The following is an 8,200-nucleotide window of genomic DNA, read 5'->3' as shown; positions in this document are numbered from 1 at the left end:
CCGTACGACGGAAGCGGCGGCCGCGGGCTGTTCGGGTAGGTACGTCAACTCACCTCGGGCACGGGCTCCTTGGCGGCCGGGGCCGGCTCGTGGCCCTGGGTGGGCGGGGCCGTGACGGGTTCCGTGGCGGAGGGTGCCGTTACGGGCTCCTGGGCGGACGGGGCCGTTGCGGGCTCCTTGACGGTCGATGCCGTTGCGGGCTCGTTGGCGACCGATGCCGTTACGGGCCCGTTGGCGGCCGATGCCGTCGCGGGCTCCTTGACGGCCGATGCCGTTACGGGCTCCTCCTCCGTCCCGGGCACGATCTCGCCGCCCAGTACCTTCTTCGCCCTGTCGAGGTCCAGCGCCCCCTCCCAGCGGGACACCGCGAAGACCGCGACGCAGTTGCCGAGGAGGTTCGTCACGACGCGCATCGAGTCCATGATGCGGTCGACGCCGAGGAGCAGGGCGACCGCGCCGGCGGGGATCGCGCCGAGCGAGGAGGCGGTGGCGGACAGGGCGAGGAAGGCGGAGCCGGGGATGCCCGCCATGCCCTTGCTGGTCAGCATGAGCACCAGGACCACGGTGATCTGCTGGCCGAGGCTGAGGTCCACGCCGACCGCCTGGGCGATGAACAGCGTGCCGATGGAGAGGTACAGCGAGGCTCCGTCGAGGTTGAAGGAGTAGCCAGTCGGCAGCACCAGGCCCACCGCGTCGTCGCGGGCGCCGGCCTTGCGCAGCTTCTGCATCACGCGCGGCATGACGGACTCGGTGGACGCGGTGCCGAGCGCGAGCAGCATCTCCTCGCGGATGTAGCGCAGGAACTTCCAGAGGCTGAGCCCGGTGAGCGCCTTGAGCGCGACGGCGAGCAACGCGATGAAGAACGCGGCGGCCGCGTAGCACAGGACGATCAGCTTGGCGTAGGTCTCGATGACGCCGAGGCCGTACTGGCCGATCAGGACGGCCATCGCGCCGAACACCGCGATCGGCGCGAGGCGCATCACGAAGCCGACGATCGCGAAGATGATCTCCTGGGCCTGCTCGATGGCCGGCAGCACCTGCGGGACCTTGGTGTGGCCGAGGTGCAGCAGCGCGGCGCCCACCAGACAGGCCAGGATGAGCACTTGGAGCAGGGAGTTCTCGGCGAAGGCGCCGATGAAACTGGTGGGCAGCGCGTTGACGATGAACTCGGTCGTCGAGGGCAGGTGTCCGCCGCCCGTCTTGGCGTCGACGGCATCGGAGTTGAGCGTCGCGGGGTCGACGTGCATCCCCGAGCCCGGCTGGACGACGTTGGCCGCGAGCAGCCCGATGATCAGCGCGAGCGTGCTCGCGACCTCGAACCAGATCAGCGCCTTGAGGCCGATCCGGCCGAACGCCTTGAGGTCACCCGCCTTGGCGATGCCGACGACGACCACGCAGAACACGAGCGGCGAGATGATCGTCTTGATGAGCCGGGTGAAGCCGTCGCCGAGCGGCTGGAGGTCCGAGGCGAAGCCGGGCCACAGCTTTCCGACAACGATGCCGAGGACCAACGCCAGGGCGACCTGGGCGAAGAGAGAGGTACGCAGTATGTGTGCGACGCGTCGCGGCAGGGACGGGACGGACGGCGGCACGGGCACTCCTTGGGGGGACGGGGAGCCACAGAAGCCAGGGGGAGACTTCTGCGATACGGAAAGCGGCTTCCGTGAAGGCCACTCTGGAGGGACCGTTGATCACCTACGAGACCGCCGTGTTTCCGCCGCGTAAATCACGCACCCTGTGGCGCATCGCACACAACTCGGCTCAGCAGCCGTCGCGTTCCTCTGTCAGCACCCCCTGCACGGTCACCAGTGACCGGTCGTGGCATCCGGCCGAACCCCGGATCCGGTAGCGCTCGCTCGTCGTACCGACCGCGTGCCGCTGATCGCGCGGGACGTTGATCGTGTACGTGGCGTCACCCACGTAGGTGTCGTCGAGCCGGGACCACGCCGTGCGGTGGCCGGCCCGGCTCACCGTGGCCTCGGCGCGGTCACCGAGGGTCAGCACGGTCCGGAGCCGGTCGCCCGCGCCGATGGTGGTGGTGCCGTCCATGGTGTACGTCCGGTGGGTGCGGGTGGTGCGGGCCGGACCCCGGCCGTCGACGGTCAGCGATTCGTCGTCCGTCCAGGTGGCCTCGAGCGCGTCCGGGTTCTCGCCGTCGCCCCAGCGGTGCGTGGAGGTGTTCGCCAGCGTGCGGCGGACGGTGGTCGTGACGCGCCCGTGCGAGGTGTCGACGTACCCGGCGACGGTCAGCCGGTGGCCACCCTCGGTGTCCACGCGCTGCTCCGAACCGGGCGTCCAGGTCGAGGAGTTGGCGAGGTCGCCGTCCTGGTGCGTGGTGAGCCGTCCGGTGACGTGCTTGCTCTTGGCGTCCTGCCAGACGAGGACGTTCACCGGGGCGCTCCAGCCGGACTGCCCCGCGGGTACGCCGACGACCGAGACCTCCACGCGATGCGGGCGCCCGTCGTTGAGGATCCCGGCGAAGGGGGTCAGGTCGTACTCGATCGGCTTGATGTCGAAGGCGCGGGGGCCCGGAACGACGTACCAGAGAAAGGGGTTGGACCAGCCGCCGGTCCACACGGTCGGGAACGGGGCGGCGATGCCGGCGAGTTGGCCGTCGACCTTGATCTGGACCTCGCGGTAGGGGCCGCCGTCGGCCTGGCAGGAGTACGGCGCGTTCGACGGCACCGTCAGATACCAGTACTCCTCGCAGCCGCCGCCGGAGCCGGTGGCGTACACCTCGGCGACGATGCGTTCGCTGTTGCGCGGGGTGCTCAGGATGCCGTCGGCGAGGGTGAGCACCCGGCCCGGAGTGGTCCTGGCGTCCGGTGCGCCCGCGTAGAACGTCAGCGTCACCTTCACGTCGATGATCCCGGTGTACGTGTCGTCGACGACGTTCCCGATGAGCATCTCCACGTCATGGCTGCCGCGGAGCGTGTCGCTGTAGCGGGTGACGTCCTTCTCGACGGACCACTCGATGCCGTCCGGCGAGGGCTGCGGGGTGGAGGTGCGGAGGATCTCGACCCCGCCGATGTGCAGATGGCCGAGCCGGTCGAACTGCCGTCCCTTGACGTTGCCTTCGAGACGCAGCACGACCTTGCTCCAGCGGTCGCCACAGCCCTTGGGCGGGGTGTAGGTGCCGGTGTAGGGGGTGAAGTCGCGGAACTGCGCTTCGGCGACGGTGACTTGGCAGGACCTGCCCGAGGGCCGGGTGACGGGCGGGGCGGCGGTGACGGGGTCGTGCCAGTCGGTACCGAACTCGGCCGGGACGGGGGTGGCGGCGGGTGGGGCGGGGGGAACGGACTCTGCTGCGGGAGCCGACTCGGCTGTGGGAGCCGACTGGGCTGCGGGAGCGGACTGGGCTGCGGGTGCCGACTGGGCGGGGTTCGCTCCGAGCAGGGAGCCCGCAAGGAGGGTCGCTCCGGCGAGCATGGACATGACTATCCGTCTCTTCATGGCCGTGTTCTACGGCGAGTCGGGCGCCTACCGCAATGACGCCTCCCGCAGCGGGCTTACGCCGACAGGTCCGCCCTGTCCCCCATCACCACCACGGGATGCCGGTCCGGATCGAGCGTGCGCAGCAGGTACCGCATCGCCGCCTCGGACACGCTGACACAGCCCGACGTACCGCTGCCGTGGTCCAGGTGCAGCCAGATGCCGCCGCCCCTGGCGTAACCCTCCGGCCGCGTCTGGTCGTTGGGCGGGGTGCCCTCGACGCGGTTGTAGTCGACGGCGATGACGTAGTCGAAGTCGTGCCAGTAGGACCTGGGCCACCAGCGGGGCGCGGCGATCGCGGCGGAGCGCGTGTACGGCAGCCTCGCGCCGGGGTCCGGGAGCACCCCGCCCGCGTCGCTGAGCGTGAACACCCCGACCGGGCTGCGCCGGTCGCCCTCGTGGTGGTCGCTGGTCCAGCCCTTCTTGCCATTGTGGGCGGGCCAGCCACGGACGCGGTCCCAGACGGAGCCGCGTTTGGCGTACAGCACGACGGTGGCGGCCGCGGAGTCCCTGCCATCGCCGTAGACCGCGAGGACCTGACGGGCGTCGGCGGGGACACGGCGTTGGAGGCGGTCGCCGACACCGGGGATACGGGTCGGTCGGTCCGCGGGTTTGTCGGCCGCCTTGGTGTGCGGGCTGCCGGGGTGTGCCGGGCCCGGGCCGCCGCATCCTCCCAGGAGGAGCAGCAGCGCTCCCAGAGCCGTGGTCGTCACCGCGTTCCGCCGTACGCCTCGCATCGCTCCATCGTCGCACCGGAGCCCTGGGACGGCGGAACCGGTGCTGTGCCCACGCGGCGGAAAACCGGTTGCCTCCGACCACGCTCTGACGCGAACCTTTCACGGTTTGCAGCCGCCGTTCGCGGCCCCTTCCCACACCCCTGACACGAGCCACTGGGACGTCACCCGTCATGCAGATCCAAGACCTTCCCTATCCCGACCCGGGAGTGCCCGACGCACGCTCGGGCTCCCGGTTTCTGTGGTGGCTCTTCCGGAACCAGCTGGGCGGACAGTTCAAGTCACTGGCCTGGGGGCTGCTGCACTTCCTCTCCGTCTCCGCGCTGCCGTTCTGCGTCGGCGTGGCCGTCCAGGCGGTCGTCGACCACTCCGGGCGCCGCCTCGCCCTCGCCGGCGGTCTGCTGGCGCTGTGCTGCGTCGGCAACGCGGTCGGGGACACCTTCCTGCACCGCACCGCCGTCACCAACTGGATCACGGCCGCCGCGCGCGTCCAGCAGCTCCTGGCCCACAAGGCCGCGCACCTGGGCTCGGCACTGACCCGGCGCGTCGCGGCCGGCGAGGTCGTGGCCGTCTCCACCGGCGACGTCGAGAAGATCGGCTGGTTCGTGGAGGCCTGGTCGCGGTTCACCGCGGCGGCGGTCACCATCGTCGTGGTCTGCGTCGGACTGGTCGTCTACCAGCCGGCGCTCGGCCTGGTGGTCGCCGTGGGCCTGCCGGTGCTGGCCCTCTCGGTGCTGCCGCTGCTGCCCCGGGCGACCCGACGCGCCGACTTCCAGCGGGAGAAGGCGGGCCGCGCCACCGAGCTGGCCTCCGACACCGTCGCCGGTCTGCGCGTGCTGCGCGGCATCGGCGGCGAGGAACTCTTCCTCGACCGCTACCGCAAGGCCTCCCAGGAGGTCCGCCACGCGGCGGTGCGCAGTGCCCGGATGTGGTCCCTCATCGCCGCGATCCAGGTCCTGCTGCCTGGTCTGCTGCTGATCGCGGTCGTCTGGTACGGCGTCCATCTGGCCCGCCAGGGTCGGGTGGAGGTCGGCGAACTGGTCGCCGTCTACAGCTCGGTGATGATCCTGACCTATCCGCTGCGGCACTTCGAGGAGATCGCCATGGCGTACTCCTTCTCCCGCCCCTCGGCCAAGCGGGCGGCTCGGGTGCTGTCGTTGGAGCGGGCCACGCCGGCGGACGGGGTGGCGGCTGCGGAGATTCCGGGGGCCGTGCCCTCCGGGGACCTGTACGACCCGGCCACCGGTCTGCTCGCCCCCTCCGGACGGCTCACCGCGGTGGTGTGCGGCGACCCGGACGCGGCGGGACTGCTGGCCGAACGGCTCGGTGGACACCCCTCCCAGGAGGGCACGTCCGTGCTGCTCGGCGGGGTGCCGCTGGACGAGCTGCCGCTCGACTCGGCGCGCACCGCCGTCCTCGTCCAGGACAAGGACCCGGTGCTGCTCTCCGGCAGCCTGCGCGAACTGCTCGACGTGCCCGCCTCTGGCGACGTCGGTGCCGTGGAGGCGCTCGCGGCCGCGCAGTGCGCCGACGTACTGGCCGCCCTGGTCCAGGGGTCCCTCGACGCCGAGGACCCGATGGACGCGCGCATCACCGAACGCGGGCGCTCCCTCTCGGGCGGCCAGCGCCAGCGGCTCGCCCTGGCCAGGTCGCTGTTCACCGACCCGGAGGTGCTCGTCCTGGACGAGCCGACCTCCGCCGTCGACTCGCACACCGAGGCACGGATCGCGGACGGCGTACGGGACCTGCGGACCGGGCGCACCACCGTGGTGTTCACCTCCTCGCCCCTGCTCCTGGACCGCGCCGACCGGGTGGTGCTCGTCCACGACGGCGAGGTCGCGGCGGTCGGCGTGCACCGCGAGCTGGTGCACAGGGAACCGCGGTACCGGGCGGTCGTGACCCGCGAGACGGACGAGGAGACCGCGCTGGACGACGTACCGCACGAGCGGGCCGTACTGGATGAGCGGGACGTACTGAACCAGCAAGACGTACTGAACGAGCAAGACGTACTGCACGCACTGGAAGAGATCGAGGAGAGCGCATGATCGGCGTGGCGCCACCGGCGTACGACCCGGCGGCACCGACGACGGCGAACACCCTGCCCGTCGGGGCCACCGCGACCGTACGCGCCTACGTGGCCGAACTGTTCCGCCGGCACCGCCGCGCCTTCGGACTCCTCGTCGGCGTGAACACGGTCTCGGTGATGGCCTCCATGGTCGGGCCCTGGCTGCTCGGCGACCTCGTCGAGCGGGTCTCGGACGGCGCGCGCGAACTCCATCTGGAGCTGACCGCAGGGCTGTTCGTCGTCGCGCTGGTCGTGCAGGCCGTCTTCGTACGGCAGGTGCGGCTGCGCGGTTCGATGCTCGGCGAGCAGATGCTGGCCGACTTGCGCGAGGACTTCCTCGTGCGATCGGTCGGCCTGCCGCCGGGGGTCCTGGAGCGGGCCGGGACCGGTGACCTGCTGTCCCGGATCACGACCGACATCGACCGGCTCGGCAACGCCATGCGCGAGGCCGTACCGCAACTGGCGATCGGTGTGGTGTGGGCGGCCCTGCTGCTCGGCGGACTCGTGATCACCGCGCCGCCGCTGGCCGCCGCCGTGCTGCTGGCCCTGCCGCTGCTGGTCGTCGGCTGCCGCTGGTACTTCAAGCGGGCTCCGTCGGCCTACCGCTCGGAGGCGGCCGGGTACGCCGCCGTGGCCGCCGCGCTCGCGGAGACCGTGGACGCCGGACGCACGGTCGAGGCGCACCGGCTCGGCGCCCGCCGCATCGAGCTGTCGGAGCGGCGGATCAAGGAGTGGACCGCCTGGGAGCGGTACACCCTGTGGCTGCGGTCGGTGCTGTTCCCGTGCATCAACGTCAGCCACGTCATGATCCTCTCGTCGGTGCTGATGGTCGGCGGGGTGTTCGTCCTCCAGGGGTGGATCGGGGTCGGACAGCTCACGACGGGCGCACTGATCGCGCAGATGCTGATCGACCCGGTCGGGCTGATCCTGCGCTGGTACGACGAGCTCCAGGTGGCGCAGGTGTCGCTGGCCCGGCTGGTGGGTGTGCGGGACATCGAGCCGGACGGCGGTGACGCCGGGCTCGCGCCCGAGGGGCGGGACGTGCACGCGGACCGGGTGCACTTCGGCTACCTCGAAGGGGTGGACGTGCTGCGCGAGGTGTCCCTCCAGGTCGCGCCCGGCACCCGGCTGGCGCTGGTCGGCCCCTCGGGTGCCGGCAAGTCCACCCTGGGCAGGCTGCTGGCCGGCATCTACGCACCCCGGGACGGCCGGATCACCCTGGGCGGCGCCGAGCTGTCCAGGATGTCCGCCGAACGGGTCCGTGAGCATGTGGCCCTCGTCAACCAGGAGCACCACGTCTTCGTGGGCTCCCTGCGCGACAACCTCCTGCTCGCCCGGACGGACGCCACGGACGCCGAGCTGTGGGCGGCCCTCGGCGCGGTCGACGCGGACGGGTGGGCGCGGGCGCTCGACGACGGCCTGGACACCGAGGTCGGCTCGGGCGGGCTGACCGTCACCCCGGCGCAGGCGCAGCAGGTGGCGCTGGCCCGGCTGGTGCTGGCCGACCCGCACACGCTGGTCCTCGACGAGGCGACGTCGCTGCTCGACCCCCGGGCGGCCCGTCACCTGGAACGCTCCCTGGCCCGCGTCCTCGACGGCCGCACGGTCGTCGCCATCGCCCACCGCCTCCACACCGCCCACGACGCGGACGTCATCGCCGTCGTCGAGAACGGCCGCATCAGCGAGCTGGGCAGCCACGAGGAGCTGGTCGCGGCGGACGGGGCGTACGCGGCACTGTGGAGGTCCTGGCACGGATGAGCGGGCGAGCCGACGCCGGGGACCGGGCGTTCGGGGGTGGTGGTGCGTGGACCGGGCCGGCTCCCCGGAGAACTGGCCCACCACGCACCCCGCCCTCTGGGCGCGAACCCGCACTCCGGTGACTGGCTCGCCCTCGTCACGACTCCTCCGA

At 71.8% G+C, this 8,200-nt stretch carries 5 protein-coding genes; 2 read left to right on the top strand and 3 right to left on the bottom strand.

Translation table 11 applies throughout. From position 1 onward, the window contains the following. Nucleotides 1-44 precede the first annotated feature (44 nt). The 3 genes from ACFULQ_RS39695 to ACFULQ_RS39685 all read right to left on the bottom strand — a co-directional run bounded on the left by ACFULQ_RS39695 (nucleotide 45) and on the right by ACFULQ_RS39685 (nucleotide 4,229). Nucleotides 45-1,592: a cation:dicarboxylate symporter family transporter gene (locus tag ACFULQ_RS39695; RefSeq protein WP_383553947.1), complete on the bottom strand. Its 1,548-nt coding sequence runs from the start codon at nucleotides 1,590-1,592 to the stop codon at nucleotides 45-47. 169 nt (nucleotides 1,593-1,761) lie between these two features. Beyond that, on the bottom strand, nucleotides 1,762-3,453 hold the full coding sequence (locus ACFULQ_RS39690; RefSeq protein WP_383553944.1) for a peptide-N4-asparagine amidase: 1,692 nt from the start codon (nucleotides 3,451-3,453) through the stop codon (nucleotides 1,762-1,764). Between the two features lie 56 nt (nucleotides 3,454-3,509). Next, nucleotides 3,510-4,229 (bottom strand): L,D-transpeptidase family protein, encoded by a 720-nt coding sequence (locus ACFULQ_RS39685; RefSeq protein WP_383553942.1) that lies wholly within the window; start codon nucleotides 4,227-4,229, stop codon nucleotides 3,510-3,512. A 170-nt stretch (nucleotides 4,230-4,399) separates the two neighbouring features. On the opposite strand from ACFULQ_RS39685, the gene ACFULQ_RS39680 reads away from it, so the two are divergent. Together ACFULQ_RS39680 and ACFULQ_RS39675 are read left to right on the top strand one after the other, a co-directional pair. Next, the gene (locus ACFULQ_RS39680) at nucleotides 4,400-6,271 is read left to right on the top strand and encodes an ABC transporter ATP-binding protein (protein ID WP_383553939.1); all 1,872 of its coding nucleotides are present in this window, start codon (nucleotides 4,400-4,402) and stop codon (nucleotides 6,269-6,271) included. Beyond that, a complete protein-coding gene (locus ACFULQ_RS39675; protein WP_383553936.1) occupies nucleotides 6,268-8,049 on the top strand; it encodes an ABC transporter ATP-binding protein in 1,782 nt (593 codons plus the stop codon). Before ACFULQ_RS39680 ends, ACFULQ_RS39675 begins: the two co-directional genes overlap by 4 nt. The last annotated feature ends 151 nt before the right edge of the window (nucleotides 8,050-8,200 follow it).

Origin of the sequence: Streptomyces sp. NPDC057253, from assembly GCF_042669125.1 — a bacterium.
Lineage (GTDB): Bacteria > Actinomycetota > Actinomycetes > Streptomycetales > Streptomycetaceae > Streptomyces.
The sequence above is the reverse complement of the archived record's forward strand: the minus strand, read 5'-3'. Positions and strand labels throughout refer to the sequence as shown.

Bases quoted from the DNA above. Each gene is read 5' to 3' on its own strand.
- ACFULQ_RS39680 (WP_383553939.1), top strand. From the start codon at position 4,400: ATGCAGATCCAAGACCTTCCCTATCCCGACCCGGGAGTGCCCGACGCA.
- ACFULQ_RS39690 (WP_383553944.1), bottom strand. From the start codon at position 3,453: ATGAAGAGACGGATAGTCATGTCCATGCTCGCCGGAGCGACCCTCCTT.
- ACFULQ_RS39685 (WP_383553942.1), bottom strand. From the start codon at position 4,229: ATGCGAGGCGTACGGCGGAACGCGGTGACGACCACGGCTCTGGGAGCG.
- ACFULQ_RS39675 (WP_383553936.1), top strand. From the start codon at position 6,268: ATGATCGGCGTGGCGCCACCGGCGTACGACCCGGCGGCACCGACGACG.